Raw genomic sequence first — 16,547 nt, 5'->3', positions numbered from 1 at the left:
ATAAACATTCGCGGGCGCCCGAGGTGCCCCTGGCTGGCTCTGCCGCCACAGAAAAGAGGACATGATGCCCGGCATCGAGAAAAGCACTCGTTGGAGTGTTCTTACACAAGACGTATATCTAGAGTCGCTGTTTAAAAAAGAATTGCACGTTACTTCACTTGTTGCTCGTGTATTAGTAGCACGTGGATTTACTGATGTAGCCGCAGCTCAAGAGTTTCTCTCGCCATCCTTGCAAAGGGATTGGCTTGATCCACAGTGTATTCCTGGAATGGCTGAGGTTGCCGCCCGCGTTCATAAGGCAATTGTTGAGCATAAAAAGATTGCCGTTTTTGGTGATTTTGATGTTGATGGAATGAGTTCAACGTGTTTGCTTACCCTGGCTTTACGTCGATTGGGAGCAGATGTTTTGCCGTATATTCCGCATCGTTTTGGTGAGGGATACGGACTCTCTAAAGAGGCTCTTGCAAGAGTTTTGCAAGATAGAAAGCCAGATTTAATTATTACGGTAGATAACGGCATTGCTGCTGCTCAAGAAGTTGCTTGGCTTTTACAGCAGGGGATTAATGTTGTTGTCACCGATCACCATGAGCCTGCAGATTTGGTGCCCCAGGGTGTTCCAGTAACTGATCCAAAGCTTGTTGAGGATTGCCCTTCCAGAGAACTTGCTGGTGCGGGTGTTGCTCTTAAGCTGGTTCAGGTTTTAGGGCAGCTTCTTGGTCAACCTCAACTGTGGCTTGATTACATTGATGTTGCTATGTTGGGCACACTGTCTGACATGATGATGCTCAACAAAGAGAATCGTGCACTGGTTTCTGAAGGTGTTAAGCGTCTCCAGAAAGGTCTTCGTCCAGGTCTTGTAGCTCTTGCAGCTGTCGCTGGTCAAGATATTGCTCAGATTTCTGCAGATAATCTGCCCTTCTCTATTATCCCTCGTCTTAATGCAGCGGGACGCATGGGCACTACTGATATTGCCCTTGATCTTCTCCTTACAGAAGACGCGGAAGAGGCAACCATTCTTGCTGGCAAACTAGAAGAGATTAATGCTGAGCGTCGCGCTATTGAGGCAAAACTCACAGATGAGGCCCTTGAGCAGGCAAAAGAAATCTATGACGGCGGTCACGCTATTGTGCTTGCCAAAGAGGGTTGGCATGAGGGCGTTAAGGGCATTGTTGCCTCAAGAATTGTTAATCGCTATCACGTGCCTTGCATTCTGTTTACCATCCAAGACGGTGTAGCCCGCGGTTCTGGCCGCTCTGTTGGTTCTGTTGACTTGTTCCACGCGGTTGAGCAGTGCGCAGATCTTACGGTCCGTTTTGGTGGTCACCAAGGAGCTGTTGGCGTAACAGTAGAAACAGCAAAGATTGACGCATTTAGAAAGCGTTTATCCGAGGTCATGGCAGAGCTTCCAGAAGAAGAGTTTGAGTCTTCAGGAGAAGTAACAGCTCTAGTAAACCTTGACGAGATTACTATCAACTCCATTGATGCGCTTGAGGCATTGCAGCCTTTTGGTCAGGGCAACAAAAAGCCGCTCTTTGGCGTCAAGGGTGTGGTGATGAAGAATCGCTCACGCGTTGGCGCAGGCGGCGCTCACCTTTGCTTTATGGCTTCAAACGGTATCTCCTCAATTTCATCCATTATGTTCAGGACGCCTCACGTTGAGGCGGCAGCTGAGTATGACGGTGCTGTTGATTTGATTTTTGAGGCAGTTAACGAGACCTGGCAGGGTAGAACCAAGCCAAAACTCATGGTCAGAGATATTCTCTACAGAGACTTTACCGATGAAGATGACGGCCCCATTGAAGCAGATCTTCTCGGCAGCGCTGCTGACCTGCCACTTGTGGTTACCAAAGAGACAGCAGAGGCTGATCAGACGTCTCAAGAGCAAGCGCAGCAAAGGCGCCAAGAGCTGGAGAACCTGTCTTCTGAGGAGCTCACGCAGACCCTGGTTACTTCCATGATTGGCTCAAGAGAGCTTTTGCCTCTACAGAAGAAAACGCTAGAAGTTCTTTCTCAAGGAACATCTTGCCTCTCTGTCATGGCAACAGGCAGAGGTAAATCGCTTATTTTCCAGGTTCACGCTGCTCGCGTTGCGCTTCTGCAACACAAGATGAGCGTGTTTGTCTACCCGTTGCGTGCCCTTATTAATGACCAGGTCCAAAGCATGAAAAACACCTTTGAGCCTTTGGGAATCTCTGTTGAGGTGCTCAACGGAGAAACAGACCTTACCAGCCGAGAAGACCTGTTTGCTCGTATGGCAAACAATGAGCTTGATATTGTGCTGACTACCCCAGAGTTCTTCTCGCTCCACGTTGATCAATTTGCTGCAGCGCAGAACATCTCGTTTGTAGTGTTTGACGAGGCACATCACGTGGGCATGAATGCTTCTGAGGGCAGGCTTGCGTATGCGCAAATGCCGCAGGTGCTAAAGATGCTTGGAAGTCCGCAGGTACTTGCTACAACAGCTACGGCTACCACACAGGCAGCTCAGCATATCTGTGAGCTTCTCTCTATAGAAGCGGAACACGTATACAAAGACAAAACTGCTCGCACTAACCTTGAACTCAAGGACCTTCGCGGTGCAAAAGACAGGGAATGTGCGCTGCTTTCCCTTGTGTCTGACGGCACAAAAACGGTTGTCTACGTCAATTCAAGAGAGCAGGCGCAGGCTTTGACGCGTATGCTGCGCCATCGCATTCCAGAGCTTGGTCACAAGATTGCGTTTTACCACGCAGGTCTGACGCCTCAGATACGCAAGAACGTTGAGCGCGCCTTTAGACGTGGAGACGTTTGCTGCATCATGGCAACAAGTGCGTTTGGCGAGGGCGTCAACATCTCCGATATTCGTCAGGTTATCCTGTATCACCTGCCGTTTGGTCGTGTTGCGTTCAATCAGATGAGCGGACGTGCAGGTAGAGACGGTAAGCCTTCTGTAATCCAGATGCTATTTGATGCACATGATATGCGTGTGAACGAGCGCATTCTTTCTTCTCATGCACCACAGCGAGAAGCCCTGGTAGCGGTCTATCGCGCCCTTACCGCACTGCAGCCAAAGCTAGGCGCACCTGCAGATGGGTCAACGCTCACCGATGAAGATATTGCGCAGATGGCGCTTGAAATTGACCCACGATCTAAGGCTGACGAGCAAACCGTTCGTGTTGCACTTGACGTTTTTGCTGAGCTGGGGTTTATTAGCATTGAGGGATTTGATCAAACGCGAACAATTTCCGTCAATAGTCAAGCTTCGCACATGGACTTGCTGGAGTCTGCACGCTACGCTGAGGGGCTTAAAGCGCACGCTGAGTTTGAATCATTTGCTCAGTGGGTACTTTCTGCTTCACCAGAAGAGCTGGCAGATGCTATAACAAAACCCATCGTTCCAGAAATTGGTTCAACGTTTGATGGGGGAAGGGAGTCCTCTGATGAGTGACGAGAGGACCAAAAAAGAAGCTAAGGCGCCAGGCGCAGACAATTACCGCCTGCTCGAGGGAGCTGTGCGCACGTATCTGCCTGAGGAGGCTCAGGCAAAGATTGCTGCTGCATATGCCTTTGCTGCTGACTATCACAAAGACCAGCGTCGTCGTTCTGGCGAGCCCTATATCAACCACCCAGTTGAAGTAGCCCTTATTCTTGCGCACGATCTTCACATGGATGAAGACACCATCTGCGCTGCCCTTATGCACGATACCGTAGAAGATACGTCTGCCTCACTCGACGAAATCTCTTCTCGCTTTGGCGAGTCAGTTGCAGAGCTTGTTGACGGCGTCACAAAACTCACATCTATTGAGGTCAGCTCAATGGACGAGAAACAAGCCCTTAACCTGCGCAAAATGTTTCTTGCAATGTCAAAAGACATTCGCGTTGTTATCATCAAGCTGGCTGACCGCCTTCATAACATGCGTACGTTAGCAGCACTTCCACCAGATCGTCGCCTGTTTAAGGCGCGAGAAACCATGGACGTGTATGCACCACTTGCTGACCGCTTGGGTATCTCTTCGGTTAAGTGGGAGCTTGAGGATTTGTCCTTCTTCTGGCTTGAACCAGAGGAGTACCAGCGTGTTGCTCGCATGGTCTCTGACTCTCGTGCACAAAGAGAGAATGACCTCAACAATGCTAAAAAGACTCTGACAGATGAGCTTAATGCTGCCGGTCTTACTGACTTCCAGATTACGGGACGTCCTAAGCACCTGTGGTCCATCTATCAAAAGATGGTCCGCAAGGGCAGAGAGTTCTCCAACATCTACGATCTTATCGCTCTGCGTGTTATTACTAAAAACGTAGGCGATTGCTACTCGGCACTTGGCGCTATTCACGCACTGTGGCATCCAATGCCTGGTCGTTTTAAGGACTACATTGCAACTCCAAAGGCAAATCTCTATCAGTCTTTGCACACAACAGTTATTGGTCCTGATGGACGCCCTATTGAGATTCAGATTAGAACCGCCGAGATGCACGAGGCATCTGAGTACGGTATTGCTGCTCACTGGCTATATAAGGAGCAGGGCAATTCAAAAGGCAAGATGTCCTCTGAAGACAAGCTTATTGATTCAACTATCAACTGGATTCGCCGCAGTCTTGACTGGGCCGTTGAAGACGATATTGACGATCCTCACGAGTTCTTGGATAACCTGCGCGTAGACCTCTTTGAGCATGAGATTTTTGTATTCACGCCAAAAGGTGAGGTCATGAGCTTGCGCGTCAATTCAACACCTCTGGACTTTGCTTACGCTGTCCACACTGAGGTTGGTAATCACTGTGTTGGTGCGCGCGTCAATGGCTCTGTAGTTCCACTGACGCATACGCTTCAGATGGGTGACCGCATTGAGATTTTGACTAACAAAAACGCTCGTCCTTCTCGCGACTGGATGACGCTGGTAAAGACGCCGTCTGCACGTGCAAAGATTCGTAAGTATTTCTCGCAAGAGAACAAGTCTGACGATGCCGAACGCGGCCGTTCTGAGCTTGCAAAAGAGCTGCGCAAGCGTGGCTATGGCATCAGCGCAACACGTACGGTTAAGGCGCTTGATCAGCTCACCGAGCAGTTTGATTATCGCAGTGTAGATGATCTGTTTGCGGGTATTGGTGCAGGTAATCAGTCTGCTAAGCAGGTTGTCAATCGCGTGAGTGAAATCTTAGAGGAGAAAAATCCCGAGGTTGTTACTGAGCAAGAGCGTAATGCGGCACGCCTTCAGGAGAAGAACAAGGCAATTGCAAACGATCAGCCTTTGGTTCGCTCCTACGTTATTTCTCGTACCGCCAAGGGTAGTCGTCCCAAGAAGTCTAACTGTGGCGTTGTGGTAAACGGCGATCCAGATTTGCTTGTTCATCTTGCACATTGCTGCAATCCTGTTGCAGGTGACGATATTGTGGGCTTCATTACACGCGGTCGTGGCGTTTCTGTTCACCGCGCCAATTGCCCTAACGTTAAAGACTTGCTCAACGATCCAAAGCGTATCATTCCTGTTTCTTGGGACGCCAGCGGCGCTACTGAGTTTAGGGTAGAGATTGTCGTTGAGGCAACGGACCGTATGGGCCTTCTTAAAGACGTCACGGTTGCGCTGTCTGACGCTGGTGCAAACATTCTTTCTGCTGCTACACAAGTGGGCGAGCAGGGCGTAGTACGTATGCGTTTCTTGGTTTCTATCTCTGATACCAGCTTGCTTGATACCTTATTTGCATTTGTAACTCGCGTGCCTTCTGTCTACGACGCTCGTCGTATTATGCCAGGTGAAGGCGCTAATCAGATGAGAAGGAGACTCTATGGCTAATCAAAATGAGGGCTGCTCTTGCGGTCATAATCACGAGGAAGAGCACGGACACGGTGGCTGCTGCGGTCATCATGGCGAGCATGGCCACGGTGAGCACGGTCATGGCGGTTGCTGCGGCCATCACGGTCATGGTGGTTGCCATCACGCAAAAGACCAGATTGGCGTCTTTAAAGTAGGTCCTCTTGAGACCAACTGCTACATTTACGTTTCTGGTAATGAGTGCATGATTATTGATGCCGGTGCATCGGGTGCAGAGATTGCTGCACAGCTCTTGAACCTTGAGCTTAAGTACATTGTTGCTACTCACGGCCATGCTGATCATGTTGGCGGCGTTAAGGCTTTGAAGCTTGCTGTGCCTGGTGCTCAGTACCTCATCAACGAAGCAGATAATGAACTTGCAAAGAGGGCTCATAACTCAAACGAGATTTATGATGATGCTCCAGAGCCAGACGGTTTTCTTCACGAGGGAGATGTTCTCTCTGTTGGAACTGCACAGTTCAAGATTATGGAAACCCCTGGTCACACTCCTGGCGGCATTGTTTTGGTGGGTGAGGGAACTGCTACTGGCGCCGTTTTTGTAGGCGATACACTCTTCCAGGGTTCTGCCGGAAGAACTGACCTGCCAGGTGGCAACTTTGAAACCCTTAAGGCTTCTTTGAATCGCATCAAGACTGAGCTTGATCCAACATCTGTCATCTTGTCCGGACATGGAAATCAAACATCTTTAGAGGCAGAGTTAGCAACTAATCCATTCTTACAGGATTAAATCAGCTACAACTTTGATGATTTAGCAAGACAGATTTGCATAGGTGCGGTATAGTACCTATGCAAACTTTTTAGCCCGAGTGGCGGAATGGCAGACGCGGAGGTCTCAAAAACCTTTGAGGAAACTCGTGTGGGTTCAAGTCCCACCTCGGGCACCAGCTAAAAGTTTAAGCTAGATGTGAATTTCTCGTCATATCTAACTTGGTACTTGTAATGTTTTCTTGTTAGAGGTAACCTTACAAGGTACTTTTGAAGCGGGATTGAACGTGAGTCCCCACCTACACAGCGCAAAAGCAGCTGTCTGGTCAGACAATTTAACCTTCGCACGCCACCTGTGCGTATTGTCTCCCAGTTGCTTGTGCACTGGGTTTTTTATTGGCGGACAAGCAATTGTCCAAGAGGGAAGGTGTACAAGATAGCCAAGAACGATGGTCCTCGCATCAATGAGGAAATCACTGCTCGCACGTGCCGTCTGATTGACGCTGATGGTAGTCAGCTTGGTCTTTTTGGCGTCAATGATGCAATGAAGAGAGCTCGTGAGCACGGTCTTGATCTCGTAGAGATTGCTCCAAATGCCGAGCCTCCTGTATGCAAGATTCTTGATTACAGTAAGTTCAAGTATGAGCAGGCTCGCAAGGCCAAGGCAGCTCGCAAGAACCAGGTCAAGATCGAAGTCAAAGAGATGAAGTTCCGCCCAAAGATTGATGTGGGCGATTACGAGACTAAGAAGGGTCACGTACTGCGCTTCCTCAAGAAGGGAGCACGCGTCAAGATCACCATCATGTTCCGTGGACGCGAGATGGCTCACCCAGAGCAGGGCCGTATTGTACTTGATCGCCTTGCTGAAGATTTGAAGCCTTTTGCCACAATTGAGCAGAAACCGCTCATTGAAGGCCGTAACATGCACATGCTCGTTGCTCCAATCAAGGGAGCGTTTGACGAGAAGCCCGAGGGTGCTGAGGATGGCACCACACAGGAGGAGAAGTAGTATGCCTAAGATGAAGACGCACAAGGGTTCGGCTAAGCGTTTCCGCCGCACCGGTACTGGCAAGATTATGCGTGCTAAGGCTTTTAAGAGCCACATTCTTACCAAGAAGTCCCAGAAGCGTATCCGTGGCTTCCGTAAAGAAGCTGTTCTTTCCGCTGGCGATGCAGCAGTAGTTTCTCAGCGTATGGGCGCTAAGAACTAAGCGCGCCACCCACCAGATCAAATAACAAGGAGTGATTAGATATGGCAAGAGTTAAGCGCGCAGTTGCTGGTCGCAAGAAGCGTCAGACGCTCGTCGAGCGCACAAAGGGTTATTATGGAACTTCCTCTCGTACCTTCCGTGGTATGAAGGAGCAGGCACAGCATTCTGGTCAGTATGCTTACCGTGACCGTCGTAACAAGAAGCGTGATTTCCGCGCACTGTGGATTCAGCGTATCAACGCTGCAGCACGCATCAACGACCTTTCTTACAGCAAGTTCATGCACGGCCTCAAGCTCGCTGGCGTTGAGCTTGACCGCAAGGTTCTCGCAGAGATTGCTTACTCTGACGAGCAGGGCTTCGCAGATCTTGCAGAGATCGCTAAGAAGGCTCTCGCTGAGTAACCTCAGTTTGAGGCTTCAGCCAAGCGATTTCTTCGCAGCTAGATAGCTACACCCCGTACATCCCGGATGTGCGGGGTTTTCTTTTGGCAAAAAACTGGTTGCGCCCATGGTGTTCCGTTGAGGTCCTGGCGAGCCTGATTTTCTCGCCATGTCTGAGCCGTTTGCTGGAAAAGCACGCCAAGTCTGAGTGGTTTTGCCGGTTTTTCTCGCTATGTCTGAGTAAATTTGCTCAGACATAATGCAGTTTTCAGGCTCAAAATTTAGAGCCGAAGCGCCTATCTTTGACGCGCCTGAATTCATCAAAGAATCTGTAAATTTTGCCTAAAAATGCAAAAGAAACTGTGGATTTGCCTGATTTTGTCAAAGAATCTGTATCTAAAGTACAGATTCTTTGCACTTTTTAGGCGCGTGAGCTGGTTGTTGGCGCACCTGGCGAGAAACCCGTGCAGTCGCAATCGTAGCTGTGAACGGAACCGCGAGCTCACGGAAAGCCAATTTGTGAGCAGTCGTTTCCCCAGCTTATTCGCTCTTGTGTTCTCTGTGGATAAGCTCTTCGATGTGTTCATGCTCTTCTTCATGGAGTTGCTTAATCTCTTCATCGAAGCCTGGATCTTTAGGGGTAATGAGTTCGTCTTCACCAGTCTTTGGATCAGTATGGTGAAGCAGAACAGGCTCAAAGAGGTGCAGGTACTTTGCAAAGAAAGCAGACATGGTAAGCAGCATGACAAAAATTGCAATACGAGGCAGCGTATTGACCTGCGTCATAATGAGCGAACCAACGCACAGAAGGGCAGTCCAACCGTACATCAAAAGAACTGCTTGGCGCTGGTTATAACCGTGAGCCATTAAGCGGTGATGGATGTGTCCACGATCAGCTGTGGCAAAACTGACGTGCGCGCGGGTACGGCGAACAATCGCGGAGAAGGTATCGATGATCGGAATACCTGCAACGACGAGAGGAACAATGATGGTTGTGAGTCCTGCCCAACGAGTGACAGACAAAAGCGAAATTGTTCCCAGAGCAAATCCCAAGGTTAGCGAACCAGAATCGCCCATGAAAATAGTTGCGGGATACGAGTTGTGAACTAAAAATCCAAGCGTGGTGCCCGCGATTGCTGCACTTAAAAGCGCTGCATCAAAGCGGCCCGCCCAAATGGAAAGCACAAACATAGTGGTAGAGGCAATGCAGGTAATTCCTGAAGAAAGTCCGTCAAGACCGTCGATCAGGTTAATGATGTTGGCGTAAGCAACCAGGTAAATGACAGTTGCTGGATAGGCGAGCCATCCAAGATCCACAAAGCCGTACGCGGAAAACGGATCAACAACGTTACCGATAATCAGACCGCCTGCAGCCGCGATGCTTGCTGCAATTATCTGACCAGCGAGTTTCTGAATAGGCTTGAGAGAAAAAATGTCGTCGAGCAAGCCGGTCAAGAAAATTACCGCAAATGCAGCGCCAACAATCCAGAAGTTGACGTTGAGATAATAGCGAGAAGAAAGGGTGATTTCTGCATGTCCAATAATTGCTTCAACGCCATAACGCACCAGCATAGCAACGGCTAACCCAAAGAAAATTGCAACGCCGCCCATGCGAGGAATAGGTTTTTTATTGACTCGACGTGCAGAGGGTTTATCGACAACTCCAAGTTTCCAAGCTAGTTGACGAACGGCAGGGGTAATCAGAGCTGAACCAAGACCAGCTGAGAGGAAAACACAAAACATGGTTACCCAGAGGTTCAAGCCGCTTACCCTTCAATAAAAAACAGTATTTAACTGCTAAAATCCATACCATTTAATTGTGCTGCTCATTAAAAAACAAGTCAAGACTTTAATCTTTTTATAATCTCTTTATAGTAAGAATTGTCCTTTTCCCGCGGTCTAAACTGGGTGAACCGACAAGTTTTTTCAGGGAGCCTAATCTCGTGTTCAGTACAGGCATCCTTCGTTGTTAAGGAAGCTGGAACGCCCGAGTGCGGCGCCCACCTTATGAAGGTGGGTTCATAGATGACTGCGGGGAAGGATATTTTTCTGCCTCGGCAGTCTGTGTTAAAGCTCTGACGGCTCGCGGAAGAGTCGCGACGGTGTAGGGGAGCGCCGAAGGCCCACGGAAGTGCCCTGACGGCCTGCGGAAACGCCACGAGCCTCCTCGCAAGCCTACAGCCGCTCATTCCGCTCGCATAATCATTGACATACCTGCCCTTGATTGCCACAATAAGTACCGCAACGGGGATATAGCTCAGTTGGGAGAGCGCTGCCTTCGCAAGGCAGAGGCCGAGGGTTCGAATCCCTTTATCTCCACCATGACTTTGACGCGCGCAGAGACCCTGCGCGTTTTTTATACCACCATCTGCCTGGGCAGATACGACGGGAGGCGAGAAACCCTTGGGTAGTGCACCATCACCTCATGCCCTTACGTTTTCTGCCTACGACGTCTGTGAACTCTGCCCAAGGCGTTGCCATGCTCAAAGAAACGCTGGTAAAGCGGGCCTTTGTGGAGCTTCAAGCACCATTCGTGTGGCTCGTTCAGCGCTGCACTTTTGGGAGGAGCCTCCCATCTCGGGCGAGGCCGGATCAGGCGCAATTTTCTTCACAGGTTGCCCGCTCAGATGCGTGTTCTGTCAGAACCATCAAATCTCGCAAGAGGGTTTTGGCAAGCCAGTCACAACTGAACGCCTTGCCCAGATGATGCTTGAGCTTGAAGCTCAGGGTGCGCTCAACATCAACCTTGTAACTCCCTTGCACTTCTCGCCACACATAATTGAAGCAGTGACGCTGGCAAAAGAAGCGGGACTTACGCTTCCGATTGTGTGTAATACCTCGGGATATGAGTTGCCAGAGGTGGTACGGAAAGTCTCGAGCGTCATTGATATTTGGCTGACGGACGTCAAGTACGCAGATCCCGCGCTGGCAAAAGAGCTCTCGTACGCAGCAGATTATCCAGAGATGTCTATGGCGGCACTTGAGGTTATGCATGACTCAGTGATGAGTCGCGGCGGTCGCAAGCTGGACGACGACGGTCGCATGTTGCAAGGCATCATTGTGCGCCACCTGGTCATGCCCACGCACGCGGACGATTCCTGCGAGGTACTCAACCGCGTCTGGAATCTTTGTCATAATAATGTAGACGTATCAATCATGAATCAGTACACGCCCAACGAGCGCATGCGCGCGGCTGGCGGACCTCTTTCTGGAACGCTTTCTGACGAGGAGTACGAGTTGGTGCTCTGTCATGCGGATGACCTGGGCTTTGAAAACCTGTGGTGGCAGGAGGGCGGAACCGTCTCCGAGAGTTTTGTGCCAGCCTTTGACGCAACAGGCGTTGAGGGTCCCGCGCTCAAGCTCCGCTCGGCTCGCAGCAACGCCACCGACGCCTGTGCCGCTGGCCATGCCGCCAACGACGCTACCACCAGCATCCCCGATACGCAAACCGAGGAGTAACCATGTCTGTCGAGAAACCCGAAGAGCCCCAAACCACCCCAACGCCACAGGCGGCTGCGCTCACGGACGCGGAGCGCGCCGAGCTGGAGGCGCTTCGCGCAGAGAAAGAGCGCAGGGAGCTCGAGGCTCTTCGCGCAGAGAAAGAGCGCGCTGAGCTTGAGGCGCTTCGTGCCGAGAAGACCCGTGCAGTCCAAGCAGAAGCGCAAGCGCAAGCAGAGGCAGCTGCCGTTGAAGACGCTCAGCTTGTTGCAGATCAGCAGCGTGCTGCACGTCAGGCAGCTCAGCAGGAGGCCGAGCAAATTCGTCGTATTCAGGAGCAACGCGCAAAAGGCCGTGCTCTCATGGAGCCAGATGAGGACGACGAAGACATCAAAATGCCTCTGGGGCAAAAAATTGTTATTGGAACTGTGGTAATTCTCGCAGTTATCTTTGTTGTAAGCCAATTTATTTTGTAGGACTGCTACTCTAGATATATCGTCTCACTGTCAGTTTTTGACCAATCGAAAAGAGCAACTATGTCACTCACTGATCGTACCAAACCCTCAGACGTTAGCCTTAATACGGACTTGTATGAGCTCACGATGGCTCAAGGTTATTGGGAAGCCGGTCTTGTTGATGCAGAGGCATGCTTTACCGCATTCTTCCGCGAGAATCCCTTTAATGGCGGATTTGCAATTTCTTGTGGTACTGGTCAAATTGCTGACTTAGTTGAAAACTTTATCTATGAAGACGACGATATTGACTACCTGGCAAGCATTAATTCTCCTGGTGGCGGTCGTCTCTTTAAGCCAGCATTCCTTGAGTTTTTGCGCAACCACAAGCTCAATGTAACCATTGATGCAATCCCCGAGGGAGAGCTGGTTTTTCCACGTGAGCCTATGGTCCGCGTTGAGGGTTCTATTGTTGATTGTCAGCTCATTGAGACCGCCCTGCTTAACCTGGTCAACTTCCAGACTTTGGCAGCAACTAAGTGTGCTCGCGTTATCAAGGCTGCTCAGGGCAATCCCGTCTCTGACTTTGGCCTGCGTCGTGCACAGGGTCCAGATGGTGGCTTGGCAGTTGCTCGCGCTTCCTATATTGCAGGTGCTTCAAGCACTTCAAATGTTCTTGCTGGCAAAATTTACGGCATTCCTGTTTTTGGTACCCACGCACACTCTTGGGTAATGTCGTTTGATACTGAGCTTGATGCCTTTAGGGCGTTTGCAAAATCTAGCCCAACTAACTGCTCACTTCTGCTTGATACCTATGATGTTCACGAAGGCATCAAGAACGCCATTATTGTGGCAAAGGAGATGGAAGAGCGCGGCGAGCGCTTGAGTGCTGTTCGTATTGACTCCGGAGACCTCGCACGCCTTTCTAAGGAAGCTCGTAAGGCTTTCGACGAAGCTGGCCTTCCTTACATCAAGATTTCTGTTTCAAATGATCTTGACGAGTACACCATCCAGTCTCTCTTTGCTCAGGGCGCACCTATTGACGCCTTTGGTGTTGGTACCAAGCTTGCCACCTGCGATCCTCAGCCTTCGCTTGGCGGCGTCTACAAGCTGACCGCTCGTCGTCAGTCTTCCACTGAGCCTTGGACTCCTGTTATCAAGCTGTCCGAGATGGCTTACAAGCGTACCGTCCCAGGCATTCAGCACATTCGCCGCTTCTACGATGCAAACGGCTGCCCTGCAGGCGACATGATTTTTGACCCAGATTACCTGGTAACCAAGAGTCCAGAGTCTAAGGCAACTGTTGTCGACATCATTGACCCGTATTCAACTCACAAGCTTGAAGGAACTTCTCGCGAGCTGATGGTAAGGCTGGTAGAAGGAGGTAAGCGTGTAGGGGAGAGCGAGTCTATTGAGGTTGCTCGCGATCGCTGCCACGCTGCGCTTATGCGCCTGGATGCAGCATATACACGTTTCTTGAACCCTCAGATTTATCCTGTGGGTCTTGAGCACGGTCTGGCCAATTTGCGTCACGAACTTGCTGCTCAACATCAGGTAAAATCTTCCGAGGAAACTGAGTAGTCCTTTAGAAGCTACACAACCAACTACGTAATTACGCTGCACACGTGCACTGAATTTAAAGGAGAACCATGCGCGAGAAGATCGAGGAACTTGTACGTCAAGCCTTGGCAGATGCCCAGGCTGCGGGTGAGTTGCCTGAATTCCAGATTGATGACGTGGGACTTGAGCGTCCACAGGACTCATCAAATGGTGACTGGTCTTCTACGGTTGCAATGCGTTCTGCAAAGCTGGCACATAAGGCTCCTCGTGATATTGCGACAGCTCTTGTGGCACATATTGCCGAGGATGCGCAGATTGAGCGCGTTGAGGTTGCTGGTCCTGGCTTTGTAAACTTCTATCTGTCAACTGCTGCGGGCAATGAGATTTTTAATACTGTTCGCGAGCAGGGCGCAGACTTTGGACGTTCTTCTTTTGGCGCCGGTCAAAAGGTCCAGGTAGAGTACGTTTCTGCAAACCCTGTTGGTCCTCTGCACATTGGTCATGGCCGTTGGGCGGCGCTTGGAGATTCTCTAAGCCGCATTCTTGCCTTCGCAGGCTATGAGGTTGAGCGCGAGTACTACGTCAACGATCATGGCTCTCAGATGGATGTCTTTGGTCATTCTATTTCTAAGCGTTACCTGCAGCTTATTGACATCATGCAGAAGCGTGGTATTGACGCTGACGCAGCTGCTCAGGTGCTTGCAGAAGATCGCAATGCTTACGTTGCAGATGAAGACGATGCTCATCCAGAGGAGCATCCGTTTACTGACGAGTTTATCAACTCTCTTGGCGGCAATGCATACGCCGGAGACTACATTGTTGACCTGGGTCTTTTCTTCCTTAAAAATGACGGCGAGGTCTGGGCAGACAAATCTGAAGATGAGCGCATGGCAGAGTTCCGCGAGCGCGGCTACAAGATGATGCTTGAGTCCATCAAGAATACCTGTCATACCGCCCGTTCTGACTTTGACGTTTGGTTCTCTGAGCGCTCTCTCTACGTTAAGGATGACCAGGGTAAAGACGCCGTTGACCGCGCGCTCGATGCTCTGGATAAGCTTGGATACCTCTATCGTTCTGATGAGGGTGCACTGTTCTTCCGTTCCACTGATTTTGGTGACGATAAGGACCGCGTGCTCATCAAAACGAATGGCGAGTATACCTATTTTGCTTCCGACGTTGCGTACCACTGGAACAAGTTCCAGCGTGTCGACCACGTTATTGATATTTGGGGAGCAGATCACCACGGATATATTCAACGAGTCCGCTCTGCTGCCACAGCTCTTGGTTACCCAACTCAGTTTGAGGTTTTGCTTGGTCAGCTGGTCAATCTGCTTAGAAACGGCGTTGCCGTCAGAATGTCTAAGCGTAAAGGAACTGGTATCCACTTTGACGAGCTTCTCGCCGAGGTTGGTGTTGATGCAACGCGCTACACCCTTGTTTCAAAGTCTTCCAACCAGATGATTGACTTTGACATTGAGCAGGTAAAGCGTCAGGACAGCTCTAATCCTGTGTATTACGTTCAGTATGCTCACGCTCGTATTTGCTCTATTTTGCGCCGCGCTGCTGGCGTTGACCTTGATGAGGCAAAGGCACTTGGTATGGACGCTGTTGCAGATAAGGCTATTGGCTCTGAGGTTGATCTTGGGCTGCTCTCTGAAGACGCCGAGCAGGCTCTTGCTCGTAAACTCTTTGAGTTCCCAGGTCTTGTTGAGGGTTGTGCTCGCGATAGGGCACCATTCCGCATTACGCACTACATTGAAGAGCTTGCTGGTCAGTTCCACGCATTCTATACCGTTTGCCAGGTACTTCCTTCTGAAGGACGCCCACTGGACGCAGAGCTTTCGAAGGCTCGTCTTGCTGCGTGTGATGCAACTCGTCGTGTACTTGCAATTGCTCTTGATCTGATTGGTGTTTCTGCTCCTGAGGCAATGTAAACGATAGCTAACTATGTTGTTTTGTCATGATACCGTGCAAGTATTGAATACCTGCACGGTATCTTTAGTGAATTTCTCCAGATAATTTACATATTTCTCCGTTATGTAAAAAATTTTTTAATGTATAAAAGAGATAATAAAATTAATATTTATTACTTAAATTTTATATTTCAGCATATAAAAGCCTATTTTGATGTCATATAAGCACCATTTTCTAACATATTTTTGACTAACTATTGTTTTGTCCCCACGTTAACACGTGTTTTTTAGGGGTATACTCATTATGCGAGCAAATAGTAAATGGTTCGGGCATAAGAGTGGAGGTCTCTATGGAACTTCGCGAGTACATGTCCATTCGCAGGTCTTACAACTTGGTTAGAAGAGTGGTGCCTGCTAACAGACGACTCACGTTTGAAGAGTTTGCTATTTTGTGTCGCCTCAATGTGAAGGGTGCTCCTGTTAAGACTTCAGAAATTGCCGAGTATCAGAGTGCTCTTCGTCCTACGATTACTCATCGTACCTCGCACCTGGCAAGGCTTGGTTTCATCAAGAGAGATGAAGGCGCCATTGATCGACGCAACGTAGTGTGTATCATCACAGAAAAGGGTGTAGAAGCAGTTGAGGAGCTGTCCAAGCTTACCTGTGCTCGTATTGCACCCGGTCAGGCGCTTTCACGTACTTCCTTTGAGCGCATCGTCATGTATGTTGACGCTATGGGAGCTCTGTATTGCAGGGCAGCAGATATGGTCCTTCTTGCAATTCTAGATTCTCCTAAAGACGCTCTTTCAATTACAGAGATTGTTGACGCACTTGGTCTTTTGCAGCCAACGGTTTCTATGTCTCTTACTGCTTTGGCAGAAAGTGGCCTGGTACAGCGCAAACATGACGATGCTCTTTCAAGAAGAGTAACTATGGTTGAGCTCACTCCTCAAGGCAAGACATATATCAGAGAAATCGTTCAGCAAATTGAAGATATTATTGTTAAAAGAAAGAGTCGTACAGCTGTTTAAATGATTTATGCAGATTAAAGAAATCTAGAAGATGGGTTTCTCGAGGTTTAAGG

General features: G+C 49.7%; 12 protein-coding genes and 2 tRNA genes. 13 read left to right on the top strand and 1 reads right to left on the bottom strand.

Going from position 1 to position 16,547, the window contains the following annotated elements:
* Positions 1–64: 64 nt before the first annotated feature.
* The 7 genes from recJ to rplT all read left to right on the top strand — a co-directional run bounded on the left by recJ (position 65) and on the right by rplT (position 8,121).
* Complete coding sequence (gene recJ / locus ACO5GU_RS06055) at positions 65–3,427, top strand: single-stranded-DNA-specific exonuclease RecJ (protein WP_484930425.1); 3,363 nt, start codon at positions 65–67, stop codon at positions 3,425–3,427.
* The gene (locus tag ACO5GU_RS06050) at positions 3,420–5,765 is read left to right on the top strand and encodes a RelA/SpoT family protein (protein ID WP_484800896.1); all 2,346 of its coding nucleotides are present in this window, start codon (positions 3,420–3,422) and stop codon (positions 5,763–5,765) included. The genes recJ and ACO5GU_RS06050 overlap by 8 nt, the downstream gene beginning before the upstream one ends.
* Positions 5,758–6,531, top strand: a complete 774-nt coding sequence (locus ACO5GU_RS06045) for an MBL fold metallo-hydrolase (RefSeq protein ID WP_484930424.1) — start codon at positions 5,758–5,760, stop codon at positions 6,529–6,531. Before ACO5GU_RS06050 ends, ACO5GU_RS06045 begins: the two co-directional genes overlap by 8 nt.
* 73 nt (positions 6,532–6,604) lie before the next feature.
* A tRNA-Leu gene (locus ACO5GU_RS06040) sits at positions 6,605–6,688 on the top strand.
* A gap of 248 nt (positions 6,689–6,936) precedes the next feature.
* Positions 6,937–7,518, top strand: a complete 582-nt coding sequence (gene infC, locus ACO5GU_RS06035; RefSeq protein WP_035428086.1) for a translation initiation factor IF-3 — start codon at positions 6,937–6,939, stop codon at positions 7,516–7,518.
* Position 7,519: 1 nt separating this feature from the next.
* Positions 7,520–7,720 carry a 50S ribosomal protein L35 gene (gene rpmI / locus ACO5GU_RS06030; protein ID WP_012808612.1) on the top strand — a complete coding sequence of 67 codons (201 nt, stop codon included), beginning with the start codon at positions 7,520–7,522 and terminating at the stop codon, positions 7,718–7,720.
* Between the two features lie 41 nt (positions 7,721–7,761).
* The gene (rplT, locus tag ACO5GU_RS06025; protein ID WP_035428088.1) at positions 7,762–8,121 is read left to right on the top strand and encodes a 50S ribosomal protein L20; all 360 of its coding nucleotides are present in this window, start codon (positions 7,762–7,764) and stop codon (positions 8,119–8,121) included.
* Positions 8,122–8,640: 519 nt separating this feature from the next.
* Here the strand turns inward: rplT and ACO5GU_RS06020 are convergent.
* Positions 8,641–9,843, bottom strand: coding sequence for a glycosyltransferase family 4 protein (locus ACO5GU_RS06020; protein ID WP_484824597.1), 1,203 nt, complete (start codon positions 9,841–9,843; stop codon positions 8,641–8,643).
* 503 nt (positions 9,844–10,346) lie between these two features.
* On the opposite strand from ACO5GU_RS06020, the gene ACO5GU_RS06015 reads away from it, so the two are divergent.
* From ACO5GU_RS06015 to ACO5GU_RS05990, 6 genes are all read left to right on the top strand, one after another.
* Positions 10,347–10,422: transfer RNA gene (locus tag ACO5GU_RS06015), tRNA-Ala, on the top strand.
* A gap of 81 nt (positions 10,423–10,503) precedes the next feature.
* Positions 10,504–11,559, top strand: a complete 1,056-nt coding sequence (locus ACO5GU_RS06010) for a radical SAM protein (protein ID WP_484930423.1) — start codon at positions 10,504–10,506, stop codon at positions 11,557–11,559.
* A gap of 2 nt (positions 11,560–11,561) precedes the next feature.
* Positions 11,562–12,014, top strand: coding sequence for a hypothetical protein (locus tag ACO5GU_RS06005; RefSeq protein WP_484852431.1), 453 nt, complete (start codon positions 11,562–11,564; stop codon positions 12,012–12,014).
* Positions 12,015–12,074: 60 nt separating this feature from the next.
* On the top strand, positions 12,075–13,571 hold the full coding sequence (locus tag ACO5GU_RS06000; RefSeq protein WP_484930422.1) for a nicotinate phosphoribosyltransferase: 1,497 nt from the start codon (positions 12,075–12,077) through the stop codon (positions 13,569–13,571).
* A 68-nt stretch (positions 13,572–13,639) separates the two neighbouring features.
* A complete protein-coding gene (argS, locus tag ACO5GU_RS05995) occupies positions 13,640–15,484 on the top strand; it encodes an arginine--tRNA ligase (RefSeq protein WP_484930421.1) in 1,845 nt (614 codons plus the stop codon).
* 329 nt (positions 15,485–15,813) lie between these two features.
* Entirely contained in the window at positions 15,814–16,494 is a 681-nt protein-coding gene (locus ACO5GU_RS05990; RefSeq protein ID WP_484930420.1) for a MarR family transcriptional regulator, read from the top strand.
* The last annotated feature ends 53 nt before the right edge of the window (positions 16,495–16,547 follow it).

The organism is Lancefieldella sp. (assembly GCF_057237245.1).
The sequence above is the reverse complement of the archived record's forward strand: the minus strand, read 5'-3'. Positions and strand labels throughout refer to the sequence as shown.

What these genes read in the sequence shown, in the direction of transcription:
- recJ (WP_484930425.1), top strand. Translation starts at nt 65, where the DNA reads ATGCCCGGCATCGAGAAAAGCACTCGTTGGAGTGTTCTTACACAAGAC.
- ACO5GU_RS06050 (WP_484800896.1), top strand. Translation starts at nt 3,420, where the DNA reads ATGAGTGACGAGAGGACCAAAAAAGAAGCTAAGGCGCCAGGCGCAGAC.
- ACO5GU_RS06045 (WP_484930424.1), top strand. Translation starts at nt 5,758, where the DNA reads ATGGCTAATCAAAATGAGGGCTGCTCTTGCGGTCATAATCACGAGGAA.
- rpmI (WP_012808612.1), top strand. Translation starts at nt 7,520, where the DNA reads ATGCCTAAGATGAAGACGCACAAGGGTTCGGCTAAGCGTTTCCGCCGC.
- rplT (WP_035428088.1), top strand. Translation starts at nt 7,762, where the DNA reads ATGGCAAGAGTTAAGCGCGCAGTTGCTGGTCGCAAGAAGCGTCAGACG.
- ACO5GU_RS06020 (WP_484824597.1), bottom strand. Translation starts at nt 9,843, where the DNA reads ATGTTTTGTGTTTTCCTCTCAGCTGGTCTTGGTTCAGCTCTGATTACC.
- ACO5GU_RS06005 (WP_484852431.1), top strand. Translation starts at nt 11,562, where the DNA reads ATGTCTGTCGAGAAACCCGAAGAGCCCCAAACCACCCCAACGCCACAG.
- ACO5GU_RS06000 (WP_484930422.1), top strand. Translation starts at nt 12,075, where the DNA reads ATGTCACTCACTGATCGTACCAAACCCTCAGACGTTAGCCTTAATACG.
- argS (WP_484930421.1), top strand. Translation starts at nt 13,640, where the DNA reads ATGCGCGAGAAGATCGAGGAACTTGTACGTCAAGCCTTGGCAGATGCC.
- ACO5GU_RS05990 (WP_484930420.1), top strand. Translation starts at nt 15,814, where the DNA reads ATGGAACTTCGCGAGTACATGTCCATTCGCAGGTCTTACAACTTGGTT.